This is a genomic window from Enterobacter cloacae complex sp.6700776, assembly GCF_048284255.1.
GTDB classification, from domain to species: Bacteria; Pseudomonadota; Gammaproteobacteria; order Enterobacterales; family Enterobacteriaceae; genus Enterobacter; species Enterobacter intestinihominis.
This window is the reverse complement of sequence record NZ_JBLVYK010000295.1, coordinates 1-268: the sequence shown is the minus strand read 5'-3', so window position 1 is coordinate 268 and position 268 is coordinate 1. Positions and strand designations below refer to the sequence as shown.

Sequence of the window (268 nt, the reverse complement as noted above, 5' to 3'; positions counted from 1 at the left end):
CTACATCAACCCGGAGCGCGCCAGCCACGAGGATGCGCTGCGGGTGCACGGACTGACCGAGGAGTTCCTGGCCGACAAGCCCAAGTTCGCCGAAATCGTCGATCAGCTGCTCGACTACCTGGCGGGCGCCGAGCTCGTCATCCACAACGCGCCGTTCGACATCGGCTTCGTCAATGCCGAGCTCAAGCGCCTGAAGCGCGGCGTGCTGACCGACCATGTGGCCGGCGTGCGCGACACGCTGCTGATGGCACGCGACCTCTTCCCCGGC

At 66.8% G+C, this 268-nt stretch carries 1 protein-coding gene; it reads left to right on the top strand.

Going from position 1 to position 268, the window contains the following annotated elements; genetic code table 11:
• A partial coding sequence (locus ACNQ0T_RS24320; protein WP_417930509.1) for an exonuclease domain-containing protein occupies positions 1-268 on the top strand: 268 nt, incomplete at both ends.